At 49.6% G+C, this 16,600-nt stretch carries 15 protein-coding genes and 1 pseudogene; 4 read left to right on the forward strand and 12 right to left on the reverse strand.

Annotated elements, in window-relative coordinates:
* Positions 1–4 precede the first annotated feature (4 nt).
* The 3 genes and pseudogenes from GRF55_RS00335 (at position 5) to GRF55_RS00345 (ending at position 2,884) form a co-directional block, all read left to right on the forward strand.
* Positions 5–1,477 (forward strand): RagB/SusD family nutrient uptake outer membrane protein, encoded by a 1,473-nt coding sequence (locus GRF55_RS00335; RefSeq protein WP_220368612.1) that lies wholly within the window; start codon positions 5–7, stop codon positions 1,475–1,477.
* A 676-nt stretch (positions 1,478–2,153) separates the two neighbouring features.
* Positions 2,154–2,733, forward strand: a pseudogene (locus GRF55_RS00340) (zeta toxin family protein).
* Positions 2,734–2,746: 13 nt separating this feature from the next.
* A complete protein-coding gene (locus GRF55_RS00345) occupies positions 2,747–2,884 on the forward strand; it encodes a hypothetical protein (protein WP_220368613.1) in 138 nt (45 codons plus the stop codon).
* 132 nt (positions 2,885–3,016) lie between these two features.
* On the opposite strand, the gene GRF55_RS00350 is transcribed toward GRF55_RS00345, so the two are convergent.
* Both GRF55_RS00350 and GRF55_RS00355 read right to left on the reverse strand, forming a co-directional pair.
* Positions 3,017–3,634 carry a porin family protein gene (locus GRF55_RS00350; protein WP_220368614.1) on the reverse strand — a complete coding sequence of 206 codons (618 nt, stop codon included), beginning with the start codon at positions 3,632–3,634 and terminating at the stop codon, positions 3,017–3,019.
* 108 nt (positions 3,635–3,742) lie between these two features.
* Entirely contained in the window at positions 3,743–4,402 is a 660-nt protein-coding gene (locus GRF55_RS00355; RefSeq protein ID WP_255563805.1) for a DUF4294 domain-containing protein, read from the reverse strand.
* Positions 4,403–4,507: 105 nt separating this feature from the next.
* Here GRF55_RS00355 and GRF55_RS00360 point away from each other — a divergent pair, with 105 nt between their 5' ends.
* The gene (locus tag GRF55_RS00360; protein WP_220368615.1) at positions 4,508–6,505 is read left to right on the forward strand and encodes a helix-hairpin-helix domain-containing protein; all 1,998 of its coding nucleotides are present in this window, start codon (positions 4,508–4,510) and stop codon (positions 6,503–6,505) included.
* 34 nt (positions 6,506–6,539) lie between these two features.
* On the opposite strand, the gene GRF55_RS00365 is transcribed toward GRF55_RS00360, so the two are convergent.
* The 10 genes from GRF55_RS00365 to GRF55_RS00410 form a co-directional block, all read right to left on the reverse strand.
* Positions 6,540–7,766 (reverse strand): FtsX-like permease family protein, encoded by a 1,227-nt coding sequence (locus tag GRF55_RS00365; protein WP_220368616.1) that lies wholly within the window; start codon positions 7,764–7,766, stop codon positions 6,540–6,542.
* A 24-nt stretch (positions 7,767–7,790) separates the two neighbouring features.
* Positions 7,791–8,162 (reverse strand): 30S ribosome-binding factor RbfA, encoded by a 372-nt coding sequence (gene rbfA / locus GRF55_RS00370; protein WP_220368617.1) that lies wholly within the window; start codon positions 8,160–8,162, stop codon positions 7,791–7,793.
* Positions 8,163–8,184: 22 nt separating this feature from the next.
* Positions 8,185–9,021, reverse strand: coding sequence for a glutamate racemase (gene murI, locus GRF55_RS00375; RefSeq protein ID WP_220368618.1), 837 nt, complete (start codon positions 9,019–9,021; stop codon positions 8,185–8,187).
* 12 nt (positions 9,022–9,033) lie between these two features.
* Entirely contained in the window at positions 9,034–9,534 is a 501-nt protein-coding gene (locus tag GRF55_RS00380; protein WP_220368619.1) for an OmpH family outer membrane protein, read from the reverse strand.
* Positions 9,535–9,618: 84 nt separating this feature from the next.
* The gene (locus tag GRF55_RS00385; protein WP_220368620.1) at positions 9,619–10,122 is read right to left on the reverse strand and encodes an OmpH family outer membrane protein; all 504 of its coding nucleotides are present in this window, start codon (positions 10,120–10,122) and stop codon (positions 9,619–9,621) included.
* A 73-nt stretch (positions 10,123–10,195) separates the two neighbouring features.
* Positions 10,196–10,708, reverse strand: coding sequence for an OmpH family outer membrane protein (locus tag GRF55_RS00390; protein WP_220368621.1), 513 nt, complete (start codon positions 10,706–10,708; stop codon positions 10,196–10,198).
* Positions 10,709–10,796: 88 nt separating this feature from the next.
* The gene (locus GRF55_RS00395; RefSeq protein WP_220368622.1) at positions 10,797–13,448 is read right to left on the reverse strand and encodes an outer membrane protein assembly factor; all 2,652 of its coding nucleotides are present in this window, start codon (positions 13,446–13,448) and stop codon (positions 10,797–10,799) included.
* Positions 13,449–13,458: 10 nt separating this feature from the next.
* Entirely contained in the window at positions 13,459–14,244 is a 786-nt protein-coding gene (locus GRF55_RS00400; RefSeq protein WP_220368623.1) for an isoprenyl transferase, read from the reverse strand.
* Between the two features lie 12 nt (positions 14,245–14,256).
* Positions 14,257–14,943, reverse strand: coding sequence for a DUF6089 family protein (locus GRF55_RS00405; protein ID WP_220368624.1), 687 nt, complete (start codon positions 14,941–14,943; stop codon positions 14,257–14,259).
* A gap of 21 nt (positions 14,944–14,964) precedes the next feature.
* Positions 14,965–16,380 carry a DUF6242 domain-containing protein gene (locus GRF55_RS00410; protein ID WP_220368625.1) on the reverse strand — a complete coding sequence of 472 codons (1,416 nt, stop codon included), beginning with the start codon at positions 16,378–16,380 and terminating at the stop codon, positions 14,965–14,967.
* Positions 16,381–16,600 lie beyond the last annotated feature (220 nt).

Below are 16,600 nucleotides of genomic sequence, written 5' to 3' on the forward strand. Positions count from 1 at the left end.
CAATATGAAAACATTAAAATATTTTGTGATTGGTCTTACCGCGCTTCTGACTTTCAACTCTTGCGGTGAGAGTTTCTTCGACACTGAATACACCACCTACTTGGGTGAGGAAGAAGCACAGACGGCTGCCGGAAGAAACCCCGACGTGTTCACCAACGGTATGTGGTCGTGGAACGTTGCCTATCAGGGACGTCATGACAGCTTCGGCTTCATGAGCGTATGCAAATACCTCGAAGTGATGGGCGAAGACATCGCTTTCCAGACATCTTCCTGGTTCAACTATGACTACCAGCTCGACTACCGTCTGGAGGCGTGGGTACGCACCAGCACCATCTGGACCCACTTCTACACGCTGATTACCAAGGCAAACGAGGTTATCGCACTCTATCCTAAGGGTGGAGAGACAGCCGGCGAGAAAGGCTTGATCGGACAGGCATACGCCATTCGCGGTATGTCTTACTACTACCTGATTCAGATTTATCAGGACTATCTCGCAGCCAACGGCACCAGCTTCAACATGGACGCTCCCGGCGTGCCTATCATGTACAACATTTGTGACGGCAAGACCGAAGAGGAAATGGCTGCAGCGAAAGGACGTAACACGGTTGCTGACGTTCTCGAGTTCACACAGATGAACCTCGAGAAGGGTGTTGAACTGCTGAGCGACGGATTCGTGCGCAAGAACAAGAACTCTATCGACGTAAGCGTGGCTAACGGTCTGCTCGCACGCTTCTACCTGCTCACACAGCAGTGGCAGAAAGCTGCCGACGCAGCCAATGCAGCCCGTCAGGGATACACCATCATGGATCAGACAGCGCTGATGTCAGGTTTCAACGATGTTTCCAATGGTGAGTGGATGTGGGGCTTCAACCACACCACAGAGACCACGACCAGCTACGCTTCGTTCCTCTCACACATGGACTGCGACAACGTAGGCTACGGACGTAACTATCCGTTCCTCATCGACGCCAAACTGTACGACGAAATCTCTGAAACCGACTACCGCAAGGACCTGTTCAACGGTCCCAACGGCGACCCGTCGGCAACCTATGCCGGTGCTAAGAGACCATGGGCTGCCCGCAAGTTCAAGATGAAGGACAGCTTCCTGGGCGACTACATCTACATGCGTGCAGCAGAAATGGTGCTCATCGAGGCAGAGGCATACGCACACCTCGGCAACGGCAGCAAAGCAGCTACCGTGCTGAAGGAGCTCATGTCAAAGCGCGATCCAGAGTGGAACGAGAGCAGCGTTGACGTAGAAGACGTTTACCTGCAGCGCCGTATCGAACTCTGGGGCGAAGGCTTCACCTACTTCGACCTGAAGCGTCTGAACAAGGGTATCGACCGCAGCTACCAAGGCAACAACCACAACTACAGATTCGTCGTTCCTGCACACGACGTGCGCTGGACCTTCCAGATTCCACGCTCTGAGATTCAGGAGAACGACCGCATCGACGAGAGTGAGCAGAACCCATAAACTCACGGATGTCTGCACACAGACAAACGTATAATTGAAAAGTCGGATGCACTCCACAGACGGTGCATCCGATTTTTTTTGTGGGAGCCCCACACGAACTTTATTCACCGCAGATTCCGCTGATTACACAGATTATTTTCTGCGGGCGGATCGGTGTATCCGCCTGGATGAAGAGACCCCACCCCTGCCCCTCCCCTAAGAAGGGAGGGGAGCGCCTGACGGGAGTGTGCAACTGACTTCATTCCCTCCCCTAAGAAAGAAGGGGAGCGCCTGACGGGAGTATGCAACTGACTTTATTCCCCTCCCTTCTTAGGGGAGGGGCAGGGGTGGGGTGTCCTTGCATAAACATACGGAAAAGGGCGTATAAATATACGGTGGAACTTTCGCTTTCCAAAAGTTCAACTTTTAGCTTGCAAAAGTTGAACTTTTAGGAGGTGAAAGTTGAACTTTTAGAGCGCAAAAGTTCAACTTTTGGAAAGCACTTCTTAAACCGCTGATTATCAATGGGATGCGAAACGACAAACAAAACCACACCACATGCATAAATATGCAATGTCGGCGGTGGGCGAAAATGGTGGTTCTGGTGGTAAAAAATATTAGGTTCACGTTACCTGTCAAAAACTATTTTGGTATAAATCTACTTGATTTCAAAATTATTTGTAACTTTACAACTGTGATGGTACATAAACATCTCTATATAATCTGTGGGCCTAATGGCGCTGGCAAGACTACGGCATCATATAGTGTCTTGCCTAAAATTCTGCAATGCAAAGAGTTTGTAAATGCAGACGAGATTGCGCGAGGACTTTCGCCATTCAATCCAGAAAGTGTAGCTATAGAGGCGGGCAGGTTAATGCTAAGCCGGATAAGAGATTTATTATCCAAGGACGAGAGTTTTTCTATTGAAACTACTCTTGCAACACGTTCTTATTTTCGTTTGATAGAGAAAGCCCATCAACAAGGATATGAGGTAACTTTACTATATTTTTGGCTGAAATCGCCAGAACAGGCTATTGAGCGTGTGGCTGAAAGGGTTAGTAAAGGAGGGCATAACATTCCGAAGGATATTATCATTAGTAAGGTATCATGAAAGTATTAAGAATCTCTTTAAAATCTATATGCCGATAGTTGATTCCTGGATTTTGGTAAATAATAGTGTGACACCGAGAAATATTATTGCTACGGGTGGACTGGGACAGGCAACAGAGATAAGAAATAGTGTAACATTTAAAAAGGTTGAGGCGTATGTCAAGTAATGAGCACAAGCAAATGATAGATAAAATTGAACGCGGTTTGGAAATAGCCGAACGGGAAATGTTGGAAAAAAAAGCCAAGAACAATGAAAATGTTATTATCTGTGGTGATGACAATGTGATACGTCATATTCCTGCAAAGAATTTTCTTTGAAGTCAAGATGGAATCAAATAAGCCACTGGTAGGATAAGTAAATTTGTTTGTCTCGCGGTTTTTTTTACTAAAAAACGGGCACTCTCCCCGAAGGGAAAGTGCCCGCATATTTAGGCAAGTTTTAAAAACGGTTTAGAGCGGAATCTTGTAACCGAGTGTGATTTGGAATACGCTGTTCTTTCCTTTGCCGCCAAATTCAATTTCTTCACCCATAATCTGGAGAGTCTTGTTTTTTGCAACCTTTGTGAGCCCCCAGTTGTAGCGTGCATCTATGACAAAGTTCATGTATTCGTAAGATATACCTACAGGGATGGAAAAGTCAATAGTTTTGATTCCGTCCTTGAAATCTGCGGTAATCTCTTGACCCATTCCCTTTATTGTAGATTTTGCATTTACGTTAAAGGCAGGTTGAATACCAAGTTTTACTGCAAATCCTTTTGCAACATAGACGTTGGCTAAGATAGGGATATTAATATAGTCCAATTTCATGGTGCTTGTTATGCCATCCGTCTTGTCCTTTGCTCCCTGCATAGAATAGAGAGCTCCTGCGGTTATGCTAACCATATCAGTTGCCTGATATTCAACTTCTGCACCAGCCGCCAATCCAATGCGTGGGTCACCATTACCGTCAGTGATGTTAGCAATATTCATACCCACTTTCGGAGTTACCGACCATGTTCCTACTGCTTGTTGTGCGAAAGCACCTACTGAAGACAGCGCGAGGGCTGCCATGATAACTAATTTTTTCATATTCCTGATATTTTAAGTTAGTAATTCGCTGCAAATATACAATAAATATTGGTATAACATAGAAAAAAAACAAAAAAAGTTTCTGCGGGGACTTTTTTTGAATGCTTGTCAGAGTTGTCCGGACTCTACCATGAGCACGACGCGTTCGGTGAGCCGGTCAACGCCTTCAGCGTCGTATCCTTTCTTCAGTGATGCGCCGAACGCCCACGCAAAAGCCTGGTAGAATCCCGCTTTCACGGGTCCGAGAAATGCCTGTATGAGGTTGTAGGACGAGGAGTTGCACTCGCGATAGATGAGTTTGATGAGCAGTTTGCCCTGCGAGTAGGTGAGCTTCTTCATGCGTGGCGTGTATTTCTTCTTGATGTCTTTCTCCACCAGTTTCATGTGCTCGTCCTTTGCCTTTTTGTTGGGCAGCGTCTGGAGGTATTCGTAAGTCTCGATGATGATGGTGTTTGCCTCTTTGGCGATGGGCAGCACCTTCTTCACGTTGTTGACCAGTTGGTTGTATTTGCGCCTTTCCCGTTTTGTCTTGAGTTCCACGGGTGGATAGACGTAGATGTTGTTCAGTTCCATGAACTGTACGGAGTCGCCGTCGAGCAACACCTTTCCCACTTTCAGTGTGGGGACGAACGTGGGCTCATCCATCTTTACCTCCCGCTCTTCGGGAAGCACGGTCTGCCCGGCGGCGTGCACTGATGCGGCGAGCAGGGCTGTGATGAGGAGTGTGCGTGTGTTCATTCTGCGGCAAATGTACTGATAATTTCTCATTTGTGTGTTGATTTGTGTAGATATTTAGGATAAATTTTATTTTGCACTTGTTCATGTAAGAGATATTAATTACCTTTGTATGACTTAATCTATGTCTGTGAAGAAATGAAGAAGAAAGCCTTTGGTCTCTTGCTTGCGATGGTTGTTTCCGTCAGCTGTCTGGCTCAGACGGAGCGCCCGTGGGAGCGCTATTTCAACGAATTGGGTGTGATGGAGGATATGGAGTCTGCCTCGTGGGAGTCGGTGTATGAATTGTTGTCGGAGCTGGAGGAGCATCCGTTGAACATCAATGCGGCGACGCGCGAGGACCTTGAGCGTTTCCCTTTTCTGACGGCTCAGCAGGTGGAGGACATCTGCGCCTATCTGTATCAGTATGGCAGCATGCAGACGCTGGGCGAACTGGCAATGATTGAGTCGCTTGACTACGACACGCGGCAGCTGCTCTCGCTGTTTGTGTGTGCAGAACCTGTGGAGAAGCGCACGTTTCCGTCGCTGAAAGACTTGGCGAAGTATGGCAAGCACGAGCTGATGCTCACGGGAAAGATTCCTTTCTACGAAAGGCGTGGCGACGAAGAGGGCTATCTGGGTTATAAGTATAAGCATTCTTTCCGTTATACCTACAGTTATAAAGAGTATGTGAAGGCAGGTCTTGTTGGTGCTCAGGATGCCGGCGAGCCGTTCTTCGGCACCCATAACAAGTGGGGCTATGACCACTATTCGTTCTATGTGCTCGTGCAGAAGTTGGGTCGGCTGAAGACATTGGCGGTGGGCAGATACCGCGTGAACTTCGGCATGGGGCTCGTCATCAACAACGATTTCAATCTGGGAAAACTGGCAACGCTCTCCACGCTCGGGCAGCGCACGAACAGCATACGGGGACATTCGTCGCGCATGGAGAGCAACTATCTGCAGGGTGCGGCGGCAACGGTGACTGTGGCGACGGGGCTGGACGTGAGCGCCTTCGTGTCGTATCGGAACATTGACGCCACGCTGAACAGCGACGGAGAGACGATAGCCACACTGCTGAAGACGGGCTACCACCGCACGGAGAGCGAGTTGCTGCGGAAGAACAATGCCGCAGAGTTCGTGGCAGGTGCCAACGTGAACTTTTCGCGGAGCGGCTTTCGCGTGGGAGCGACAGCGGTATATAACAGTTACGACCGCGAACTGAAACCGAACACCTCGCAAATCTATCGCTACCACTACCCGGCAGGGAAGCATTTCTACAACATCGGCATCGATTACGGCTACCGCCACCACCAATTCGCTTTCAGGGGCGAGACGGCAACAGGCGGCTGCGGTGCCATTGCCAGTCTGAACACGTTGTCGTTCCGGCTCTCAGGCGATATTGAACTGATGGCAATCCACCGCTTCTACAGCTACAAATACTATGCCTTGCATGCAGAAAGTTTCAGCGAGGGTGGCAGTGTGCAGAATGAGAATGGAGTGTATCTCGGCGTCACATGGCGCCCGAACAGGAATTTCCGGCTGTTTGCCTACTCGGATTTTGCCTACTTCGCATGGCCCCGCTATCAGGCAGACGAAGCCTCGCGCAGCTGGGAAAACCTGATACAAATGTCTTATGAAAAAGGGAATTGGGCGTTCTTCGGACGGTATCGGTACAAAATGCGGGAGAAGAACAATGAGGCGAAGACGGGACTGATTGACCAGACGACACACCGCGGACGGCTGTCGGCAGACTATGACGGTGGGATATGGACGGCGAAGACGCAAGGCGACATCGCCTATTCCACATATAAGAAGAACAGTTTCGGATGGATGGTGACGCAGAATCTTTCCTGTAAGCCCCTGGCGTGGATAGACGTGAATGCAAGTCTGGGCTATTTCCACACCGATGACTACGATTCGCGCCTCTATACTTATGAGCGAGGGATGCTCTATACGTTCAATTTCCCTGCTTTTTACGGCGAAGGCATCAGATATGCGTTGCGGGTGCGGGCTGATATTTCGAAGGAGTGGATGGTGATGGCTCGACTGGCAGTGACCGACTATTTCGACCGTGACCATATCTCAAGCGGTCTGCAGCAAATCAACCGCTCGTCGATGAGCGACTTGGAACTGCAACTGCGGTGGAAGTTTTGAAGGGGCTTTAGAGTTTTTAAGGTCCTTAAAGTCTTTAGAGGAATCGTTTAGACAGATAGCGAACGGGATATCTGACGGAAAGATAGCTGATGATGGTGACGGTGATGAGCGTCAGCAGAATGTCGGAGGCGTGCACGCTGACGGGATAGGCATTGACGACGAACGAGCCTTCCGACTGTCCGAGTGTGACGAGGGAATAGCGTTGCTGCAAATAGCACAGCAGCAGTGCGAGCACGGTTCCAATCAATGCCCCGGCAATGGAGATAATCATTCCCTCGAGTGTGAAGATGTGAGCCACCTGTTTCTCCGTCGCACCGAGATTCCGAAGCGTGTTGACGTCCTCTTTCTTGTCGATGATGAGCATCGTGAGCGAGCCGATGATGTTGAATGCCGCTACGGTAAGGATGAACGTGAGGAAGATATAGGCAATCATCTTTTCGATGTTCATGATGTTGAATGTTTCTGCCTGTTGCTCGTAGCGGTCGAGCACCTGGTATTTTGTTCCGGCAATTTGCTTAATCTGCTTTTTCACCTGGCTGATGTTCGCGTCGTCCGTCACCCGGAGTTCCAGTGACGAGAGCATGCCCTGCTGGTCGAAGAGGTTACGCGCAAAGGCAATGGGGGCGATGATGTAGTCACCGTCATATTTTGACTGCTTGACGTGGAAAATGACTCCTGGTGACATGAGAGAGTCTTCCACAAACGCATCGTTGGGATTGGTCATGTCAATCTGTCCTTCGCGCTTGGGAGCATAGATGCGCAGAAATCCACGGAAGCGGGCACCCGTGCCGAGCGTCTGCGCCAGTCGTATGCCGAGGATGCCGTATTGGAGGTTGGCAGCATGCAGTTCGAACTCGCCGTCGCCGAGCAGAATCTCATCAATGTGTGTGAGCTGTTCGAAATTGTCGTCCACCCCTTTGAGATGTATCATCGCCTGTTTGTCGTTGAAGACGGCAAGCGCCTGGTCTTCGACGGTCTCCGTGGCAATCTCTATTTGTGGGAGTTGGCGTATCTGGGTGAGGATAGGATCGTCGGCAGGCACCGTCTTTCCTTCCGTCGGGATAATCTTGATTTGTGGGTCGAACTGGGTGAAGAACGATTCGACAAGGTCGTGAAATCCGTTGAACACGCTGAGTGTGACCACGAGTGCCATCGTTGCCACAGCGACACCCGTTGCCGAAATGGCGCTGATAATGTTGATGGCGTGTGTGCTCTTTTTTGAGAAGAGATGTCGTCGTGCGATGTAGAACGGGAAAGACATGTGCTCGGGGTGGTGATAGGTGGTTTATTCGTTCTTGTCGCTCTCGGGCTCTTTCGGCTGCTGGCTGCTGAGAAGGCTATCGATGTGTTCGATGTAGTCGAGTGAGTCGTCAAGGAAGAAGCGCAGTTCGGGAATGATGCGCAGTTGGTAGCGCAGTCGTGTGCCGAGCTGGTATCGGATAGCTTTCTCGTTCTTTCCGATGTTTTCCAGGATTTCTTTACCTTTCTCAGACGGGAAGATGCTCAGATAGGAGGTGCAGATGCTGAGGTCTGGCGATATTTTGGTGCGTGTGACGCTGACGATGACGCCGTGCGTCATTCTCGTTTGGCTCTGGAATATCTGTGCGAGTTCCTTTTGTATCAGTCGTGCTACGCGATTTTTTCTGGTATCCTGCATAATATATATAATAAGGTGTGGGTTAGCGCAGGTCAAGGTGTTCCACGAGTATGTCCTCGTTGAGGAAAATCTGTGCGTTTTCCTTGAACTTCTGCGGATGTTCGGTTGTCAGGTAGTGGATGCGTCCGCCTTCGGTGCATTTCCGTTGTATGTCGTCGTGGCGCTGTAGGTAATCCTTCAGGCTTCGTGCCACGTATTCGCCCTGCGGTACGATTTGTATGCCCTGCGGTGTGAATTGCCGGATTTTATTCATCAGCAGCGGATAATGCGTGCATCCGAGGATGATGGTATCTATCTGCGGGTCTTTTTGGAGAAGTTGCCGGATGCGCTTTTCTACGAAGTAATCGGCACCGGGACTTTCAAACTCGTTGTATTCGACGAGCGGTACCCAGAAGGGACATGCCACCCCCGTGACGTGTATGTCGGGGAAGAGTTTGCGCACTTCCAGTGTGTAGCTTTCGCTGCGTATCGTCCCTTCTGTGGCAAGAACTCCGATGTGTCGGCTGTTTGTCAGTGAGCCTATCACTTCGGTGGTGGGGCGTATGATGCCGAGCACCCTCCGTTGCTTGTCCCAGTTGGGGAGGTCGTTCTGTTGAATGGTTCTCAGAGCTTTTGCCGAAGCGGTGTTACAAGCCAGGATGACGAGGTGGCATCCCATGTCGAACAGTTTGCTGACCGCCTGACGGGTAAATTCATACACGACATCGTAGGAGCGTGAACCGTAGGGTGCACGTGCATTGTCGCCGAGATAGAGGTAGTCGTATTGCGGCAGCATGCTGCGAATGGCGTGCAGGATGGTCAGTCCTCCGTAGCCGGAGTCGAATATTCCAATGGGTCCTGGTGAATCTGAGAACGGCATGAGGGTAGGGGATTATTTGAGTGCGTCTTTGATGAGTGTCGTGATGTTTTCCGCCATGCTGGAATCGACGTATGGACAGGCATTGTTATCCGTGTTGAGGATAAAGGCATAGCCTCTCTGTCTGCCAATCTCCTGAACGATGGCGTTAAGTCTCTTCCTTACCGGCTCGTAGGCTTCTTGTTCAGCCTGTTTCAGCAGTCGCTCAGTCTCTTGTCTGAAGGTGATGTTTTTCTCCATCAGTTCCTGCAATTCTGCCTGGCGTTTCTGTAGGATGCTGGGTGCGAAGCTGCGCTGACCTTCAAGAAATTCTTCGTATTTATTGTTGAATTCGTTCTCAGCACGTTTCATTTCATTATCGTACTGCTGCCGTAGCGTGTTGATGTTGTTTTGCGCTTCGATGTAGTCGGGCATCGATTTGAGGACTTCGTCGTAGCTGAAATAGCCGAACCGCTGTGCAGCGACCATCATGGGCAGTGCGATGAGTGTGGCGATGAGGAATAGCTTTTTGGTCATGGGGTGTTTGTTTTTTTAGTGTATAGTCTTTAGGCAAAGAAGGGCAAGCTTTCTTGCCTGCCCTGTCTTATGCCTGTTTCGGTATTATTTCAGCTTGTTGTACTCGGCTTTCACTTCGGCAGTCACATCCTTGCTAATGGCATCGTTTACGTAGAGCGGCTGTCCAGCTTCTTTCTCCATGATGTAAACGTATCCTCCGGTCTTTGCAACATTTTGGATAGCTGTGCGTACTTTCTCGATAATCGGTCCGAGTTTTTCCTGTTGCATCTTGTTGTAAGCCGTCTGGTTGTCCTGTGCAGCTTGTTGTATTTTTGTGTACATGTCTTGCAGGGACTTTTCTGTTTCAGCTTGTTTGGTAGGATTCATGGTGCTTTTCGTCTTTTCATAATCCTCCGCTTTGCGCTGCAGTTCTTCTTGCAGTCCTTTGAGTTCGTTCTCATAGATTTTTCCCTGTGCCTCGAGTTCGCTCTGAACCTTGATGGCTTCAGGAAGTGACTGGATGAACGACTGCGAATCGATGTGTCCGAATTTCTGTGCAAACAGTGTCATCGGAGCCAACATCATTAACATAATAAGTGTCTTTTTCATTTCTTTGTTCTATTAAATGATTGATTAAATTCTTGTTATTACTCTCTTTAATTGGCTTGCAAATATACAATTTTTAATTGGAATAGCCTAACTTTTCAAGCACTTCGTTTGAAATATCGATTTTCGGGGAGCCGAAAATGATGCCTGTATCGCTTGCACGGTCGATGACGAGCGAGTATCCGTGGCGTTCGGAAATTTCTTTCACGACGTTGTAGATTTCCTCTTGGATGGGGCTCATCAGGCTCTCACGCTTTTTGAAGAGTTCGCCTTCGGGTCCGAAATACTTACGTTTCAGTTCGCCGGCTTCCTTTTCTTTCTGCATGATTGCTTCTTGCCGTGCGGTCTTCTGTTCCTGTGAGAGGAAGACCACTTCGTTCTGGTAGTTCTTGTACATGGTGGCAGCCTCCGTGTTGAGCGCCTCTACTTCTGCTTGCCACTTCTTTGAAACTTGGTTCAACTGTTCGTTGGCACGTTCGTATGCTGGTATTTTGGCAAGGATGTATTCCATGTCGAGCAATGCGAACTTCTGTGCACTTGCCGTTATTGCTGCTACAGCAAAAAGGCATATCATCATTACTTTTTTCATAAACTTCTTCTCCTATTTGTTTTTTATATCATTCTCTTTTTTGACGTGACTCTGTCGCTTTGGTTTATTTTCCCGTCAGCCCCGGCTATTAGAATTCTTGACCAAGGATGAAGTGGAACTGACTGCCACCTTTCTTACGCGTCTGTCCGTCGAACACCTTGTCGAATCCGTATGCCCAGTCGATACCCATCATGCCGACCATCGGGAGGAAGATTCTTACACCGACGCCCGCAGAACGTTTCATGTCGAAAGGATTGAATTTCTTGACGTCGTACCATGCGTTACCTGCTTCGAGGAAGGTCAGTCCGTAGATGGTCGTATTGCCGAGCATGAAGGGGTAGCGCAATTCCAACGTGAAGCGGTTGTATGCGTAGGCATAGTAGCTGGCACCGTTGCTGGCGTTGATAGAGATGACGCCATTGTCGTATCCGCGCAGTCCGACGGTCTCCTCGGAAAAGCCTGAAGAATAGCCCGACATACCGTCGCCACCGACATAGAATGTCTCGAACGGCGATTTCTTATATTTGTTGTAGGAACCGAGCAGACCGAACTCAACACGGGTCATGAGCACGAAACACTTCTGGGCGTTGTTGAGTGCCGTGAACGTACGTGCCTTGAATTTCCACTTGTGGAATTCCACCCAGCGGTATTTTTCCTTCAGTTCATCCTGGTAGGTGGGCGATTGTGGGTTGGTTCCCATGTTTTTATAGTCTTTCTTGTCCCATTTCGACCATGGTGGCGTGAAGGTGACCGAAGCAGAAAATTCCGAACCGCGTCGTGGATAGAGTTGGTTGTCGGTAGATGTTCGGTTGAGGGCGATGGTGAAACTCAGGTTGTTGGAAGCACCGTTCGTAATCATCAAATACTGCCAGTTCCTCATCATATAGCGGGTGTATGACAAGTTCAGCGAAAGGGTGAAATAGTCGTCTGGCCAGCGCAGGCGTTTACCCCATCCGACATTCGCTCCGAAAATACGGATATATCTATCGGGGTCGTAGTAATCCTCATAGTTACTATAATAGCCGTTATAGTTTCCGATGCCATACATATAACTATTATAGTTGTTCAGCAACGCATTGTTGTAGTAGTTGCTTGACACGTCGGTCTGTTTTGAGTAGAATAAGCCGACGCTGAACTGAATGGGGCGTTTGCCACCGAACCATCCGGTAGAATAACTGGTGTTGTACGACTGGTAGTAAGTTCCGTTGGTCTGTGCACCGATGGAGAGCACCTCGCCGTCGCCGATAGGCAGAATGCCGCGGTGTTCCTTGTTCTTGCGGAAGAGGTTTGCCATGGAGAAGTTGTTCAGTTTCAGACCGACACGTCCGATAATACCTGGCTGTCCCCATCCCAGTGAAAGTTCAATCTGGTCGTTTGATTTCTGTTCGAGGTTCCAGTTGATGTCAACGGTTCCGTTTTCCGCATTCGGTTTAACATCGGGACTCACCTTTTCGGGGTCGAAGTGTCCCATGGACGACAACTCGCGGGCGGAACGCATCAGCGCATCTTTGGAGAACAGGTCGCCGGGTTTCACGCGGAGTTCGCGACGCACGACGTTCTCGTAGAGGCGGTCGTTACCATTGATTCGCACTTTGTTGATACGCGCCTGCGGTCCTTCCTGGATACGCATCTCGAGGTCAATGGAGTCGCCTACGATATTGATTTCCGTCGGTTGAAGATTATAGAACACATAACCCGTGTTCCAATAGTTGTTACCCACGGCATCTTCGTCCTCCGTGAGTCGTTTGTCCAACAGTTTTTGGTTATACACGTCGCCCTTCTGTATGCCGAGCACGGCACTGAGATAGTCAGTCGAGAACACGGTGTTGCCGACCCATGTGATGTTGCGGATGTAGTATTTCTTTCCTTCATCCACTTTGATGAAGATATTGACGTGCTTGTCGTCGTTATTCCATACGCTGTCTTCCAAGATGGTGGCATCCCGATAGCCCAACTCGTTGTATTTCGCGATGAGGTTTTGCTTATCTTCCTTCCAGCGTTCGGGCGTGTACTTCTTTTTCTTCAGGAAAGAAGACAGTTTTCCTGCTTCGTGAATGTTCTTGAACGCACCTTTTCTGAACAGTCCGCCCTTCACTTTTGCGTCAGTCAGCTGTTCGTTGCCTTCGATGGTGATGTTGCGCACTTTCATCTTCTCCTTTTTATCGACGTCGATATCGAGAATGACCTGATTCTTGTGTGCGACGTCATCGCGTTGCAGGATCTTGATGTCCGCATTCTTATATCCTTTGTCGTCGAAGTATTTCTTCGCCAGAAAGCGCGCCCTGTCGATGATGTTGGGAGTAACCTGTCCGCCTCTCAACAATCCGAGCTTCTGTTCCAGGTCTTCCCGTTCCGACTTCTTTACGCCGCTGTAGTTGATGGTTGATACGCGGGGACGGGTGGCGAGGTGTATGCACAGGTAGATGCTGTCGCCAACGATGGAGTCCGCCGTGATGGATACTTTCGAGAAAAGCCCGTGTCTCCAATAGCGTTTGACGGCGTCGGTCACTTCGCTGCCTGGCACCGTGATTCTCTGTCCGACCGAAAGTCCTGAGATGCCGGTCAGCATGAAGTCTTCATAAACACCTTCTACGCCAGAGATGGCTATTTTCCCGATGATGACGGAACGCGGTGTGCCGGCATAGAGAATGTCGGGTTTGATGATTTTCTCCTGGGCTTCTATGCTGATGGTGCAGAAAATGGCAGCCAGCAAAATAAGTGTCTTCTTTATTGTATTCATTTCCATGTGATTATTCTTGGTTTTGTTCTTCCACTTGTGCTTCGGTCTTTCCGAAACGTCTCTGGCGACTCTGGAAGCTGGCGATGGCTTGTTGCAAGTCGGTTTCGCTGAAATCCGGCCAGTAGGTGTCGCAGAAATAGAGTTCGCTGTATGCTATCTGCCAGAGCAGGTAGTTGGATATGCGGACTTCCCCGCCTGTGCGGATGAGCAGATCGGGGTCGGGCATGAAGTTGGTCTGCATGTGACGGCTGACAAATTCTTCGGTGATGTCTTCCTGTCTGATGCCTCCCGTGCGCAGATTCTTGAGGATGTTTTCCGGCAATTCGCGCATGTCGTTGACCTCACCGACGATCTGGCGGACAGCCTCCGTGATTTCCCACCTGCTGGAGTAGCTCAATGCTGCGACTAGGGTCATGGAGTCGTTCTTTTCTGTCCGTTTCATCGTTTGTTGCAACTTCTCCTGCACTTCGTCGGGCAGGCGTTTCAGGTCGCCGATAACTCGGAAGCGCACATTGTTTTTCATGAAGATTTCGTCCTCCAACGATGTGAGAACGAGTCCCATCAACGCATTGATTTCGTCCGTCGGGCGGTTCCAGTTTTCTGTCGAGAAAGTATATAATGTCAGGAATTTGACACCCAGTCGGACACACTCAGCCGTGATTCGTCTCACGGTTTCCACGCCGGCTTGATGCCCATAGTTGCGTGGTTTGTTCTGCTGCATAGCCCAACGGCCATTGCCGTCCATGATGATGGCAATGTGTTGCGGTATCCGGTTTTTGTCAAGCGTTATATTCATGTCCGTTGTTTCTTAGTCGTTATCGTTGTGACAGGTCTTGCACTTTGCCATGAAGCTGTAGGTGATGGTCACCTGCAGGGCGGAATAGCAGTCGGTGTTTTTGAACGCACCCTTGCTTTTGATGAAATACGGGTCTTTCATGCCGTCGAGTTCGTCGCTCAGAGAGAAGTGTATGCGCCATTCCACGCCGAGGTTGATGCGGTCAGCCACTTTGTATTTCACGCCCAGTCCTATCGGGATGTTGGCGGTGAAAATATCTTTCTTGTCGGCTTTCACATAGGTTGCTCCGATGCCTCCGAAGACGAACGGTGTGAGTTTCTTTGCTCCCCAGTATTCACGTCCTGTTCCGTATGGCCAGAAGTTGTATTCGTATGTGATGTCTGCATTGACCAGTGTGTTGTCGAAGGTGTAAGGTGTCTGTTCCAGTTCGGGATAGTAGGTTTCCGCATCTTTGGAAGAGCCTTTCATCTTTCCGTAGCTGATGTTGGCACGCAGTCCCATGTAGGGGTTGAAGAGTCTTCTCACGACGATGGATGCCGAGGGCTGAATGTTTTTCGTGAGCGAGCCGTTGAAGTCGCCCAGGTAGTTCATTCCCCCCACGCCGGCACCGATTTCCATCAGGTATTCGGGTTCTTGCTGTGCACTCATGCGTATGGTGCAGGCAAGCAGGATGATGAGAAGGATGCTCTTTTTGGTCATGTTCAGGATTTTTAATGCTGATTATTTTTCAGTTTCCCAACCCAATTTGTTAAGTCGTCCGCGCCACACTTGTCCGTTGTCGCCGCGAATGAGCCAGATGAAGTTATCGTGGTCAACGGTCAGTGCGAACGTTGTGTCAACGCCACTCAGTCCTGTCGGCAGCGGGATGCGTGTGTCGCCAGCCCAGCTGATGCCGCCGTCGTAGCTTGCGTAGAACATATAGAATGGGGTGGTGGTGCAGGCTCCGATGCCTTTTCCGCCGAGCGCCACGATGGCATCTCCATACGCGAAGGCGGTCAGACCGCTCAAGCGTGGCAGTTGCTGAGCTGCACTTGTTCCATCATAATACATCCAAGTGCTGTTGGTGTTGTTGTCATATTCGATGATTTTTCCCCAGATCTGCGCAGCAGCGTCCGATGCGTATTCCTCTACGCTGCGGTTTCCGATAAGTACCAGTCGGGCTGCATTATTGTTGGTCCGCAGGGCGGAAAGTGTGTAGCTGATGTCTTGTGAAGGAAGGAACGTGTTGCCGTTGTCGAGCGTTTCCGTGCTCCATGAGCAGTTGTAGCCTTCCTGAGTGTCCGACCGCACAAGTTCGCCATTGTTGTTGAGCGCATAAAGGTGCTCTCCGTCGGAAGCCAAGAGCGCTGTGAGGGCGTCCTGTCCGGTTTCAACCGTGGTATTGGGCTTGCCGTCTTCCTGTGTGGTGACGATATAGGTGTCGCCTGTCTTTGCCCGGAGGAAGATGTTTCCGTTGTGGCTGAGCAGATTTTTATAAGCATCTGCGGGGAATGTCATCCCGTATTCGGTCCAGTTGGAGCCGTCGCTGATGGCGGTATAGTAAAGTTTGGTCTGTGCACCACTGTTTCCTGCCACGTAGATGTAGTTCTTGCAAGCCACAGCTTTCATTCCGTCCAGGGTAGAGAAGAGGTTGTTCGTGCTAATGTTTTTCCATTTGAACACGTCGCCGTCTTCCTGATGGACGTTGATTTTCACCGTATAGGCGCGGTAGCCGGAGCCGTCCGGGGCATAGACGCGCATCTCTCTCGGCTGTGAGAAATCGATGGAGTCGGTGGTCGAATAGGTGTTCAGCGAGTCGCTGTTCATGCTCTTGATGACCACACTTCCCCTGCTGGTGATGTTGCAGATTACGTGTTTCACGTCTGTTCCGTACGGCAGTGAATCCGTGTTGTATATCAGCAGGTTCTCCTGGTCCACGTGGAAACTGTACAGGCTACCCGAATATGTTTTCTTGTAGATACTGTCAGCTCCTGTTGAAGAGGTGGTGTGCAGGTATCTGTTCAGGGTTCCCAGCGAGAAGGCGGTGATTGCCATATCGCTGGAGTATGTGTAGTTTTCCTCGTCGTCACCTAAACAGGATGTGAAAACGAGTGCGACAGATAGCAATGTCAGGAAAAGCGAATGTCTTTTTTTCATGTCTTTTTCTTTTTTATAATCAGTCATCGGAATGTCGGGCAACGGTCAGGATGATATGCCGATGTCGCCCGTCTTGCTTCATGGTGTGGAGCAAGACTTGCCGATTTGGATGCAAATTTAATCAGAATTCCGCAAAAAAAACGAGTTTTTCGGTTAATATTGTGTGAAATATTGATTAAATGAGGATTTTTTAAGTTATGTTTAGGTTTTAGGCGCCAAT

It is taken from the genome of Prevotella sp. Rep29 (assembly GCF_019551475.1).
Taxonomy (GTDB): Bacteria; Bacteroidota; Bacteroidia; order Bacteroidales; family Bacteroidaceae; genus Prevotella.

Excerpts from the sequence above, each read along its gene's own strand:
- GRF55_RS00335 (WP_220368612.1), top strand. The coding sequence starts at position 5 with ATGAAAACATTAAAATATTTTGTGATTGGTCTTACCGCGCTTCTGACT.
- GRF55_RS00345 (WP_220368613.1), top strand. The coding sequence starts at position 2,747 with ATGATAGATAAAATTGAACGCGGTTTGGAAATAGCCGAACGGGAAATG.
- GRF55_RS00350 (WP_220368614.1), bottom strand. The coding sequence starts at position 3,634 with ATGAAAAAATTAGTTATCATGGCAGCCCTCGCGCTGTCTTCAGTAGGT.
- GRF55_RS00355 (WP_255563805.1), bottom strand. The coding sequence starts at position 4,402 with ATGAGAAATTATCAGTACATTTGCCGCAGAATGAACACACGCACACTC.
- GRF55_RS00360 (WP_220368615.1), top strand. The coding sequence starts at position 4,508 with ATGAAGAAGAAAGCCTTTGGTCTCTTGCTTGCGATGGTTGTTTCCGTC.
- GRF55_RS00365 (WP_220368616.1), bottom strand. The coding sequence starts at position 7,766 with ATGTCTTTCCCGTTCTACATCGCACGACGACATCTCTTCTCAAAAAAG.
- rbfA (WP_220368617.1), bottom strand. The coding sequence starts at position 8,162 with ATGCAGGATACCAGAAAAAATCGCGTAGCACGACTGATACAAAAGGAA.
- murI (WP_220368618.1), bottom strand. The coding sequence starts at position 9,021 with ATGCCGTTCTCAGATTCACCAGGACCCATTGGAATATTCGACTCCGGC.
- GRF55_RS00380 (WP_220368619.1), bottom strand. The coding sequence starts at position 9,534 with ATGACCAAAAAGCTATTCCTCATCGCCACACTCATCGCACTGCCCATG.
- GRF55_RS00385 (WP_220368620.1), bottom strand. The coding sequence starts at position 10,122 with ATGAAAAAGACACTTATTATGTTAATGATGTTGGCTCCGATGACACTG.
- GRF55_RS00390 (WP_220368621.1), bottom strand. The coding sequence starts at position 10,708 with ATGAAAAAAGTAATGATGATATGCCTTTTTGCTGTAGCAGCAATAACG.
- GRF55_RS00395 (WP_220368622.1), bottom strand. The coding sequence starts at position 13,448 with ATGAATACAATAAAGAAGACACTTATTTTGCTGGCTGCCATTTTCTGC.
- GRF55_RS00400 (WP_220368623.1), bottom strand. The coding sequence starts at position 14,244 with ATGAATATAACGCTTGACAAAAACCGGATACCGCAACACATTGCCATC.
- GRF55_RS00405 (WP_220368624.1), bottom strand. The coding sequence starts at position 14,943 with ATGACCAAAAAGAGCATCCTTCTCATCATCCTGCTTGCCTGCACCATA.
- GRF55_RS00410 (WP_220368625.1), bottom strand. The coding sequence starts at position 16,380 with ATGAAAAAAAGACATTCGCTTTTCCTGACATTGCTATCTGTCGCACTC.